The organism is Pedococcus sp. P1_H8 (assembly GCF_056405175.1).
Genome location: NZ_JBFUCP010000521.1, coordinates 1 through 349, shown reverse-complemented (window position 1 = coordinate 349; position 349 = coordinate 1). Strand labels below are relative to the sequence as shown.

1 pseudogene is annotated in these 349 nt (G+C 67.0%); it reads right to left on the bottom strand.

The features are described from left to right. A pseudogene (locus tag AC1DYG_RS21140) lies at positions 1-349 on the bottom strand (ketol-acid reductoisomerase); the annotation flags it as partial.

Sequence of the window (349 nt, the reverse complement as noted above, 5' to 3'; positions counted from 1 at the left end):
GAGTAGTTCATGCGCGCGATGCCGCCCTCGTACATGAGGTCGACGATGAGCTTGAGCTCGTGCAGCACCTCGAAGTACGCCATCTCGGGCGCGTAGCCGGCCTCGACCATGACCTCGAAGCCCGTCTTGACGAGCTCCTCGGTGCCGCCGCAGAGCACGGCCTGCTCGCCGAAGAGGTCCGTCTCGGTCTCTTCCTTGAAGGTGGTCTTGATGACGCCCGCGCGGGTGCCACCGATCGCCTTGGCGTAGGACAGCGCGAGGGCCTGGCCCTCACCCTTCGGGTCCTGGTCGACGGCGATGAGCGCCGGGACGCCCTTGCCGTCGACGAACTGACGACGCACCAGGTGGC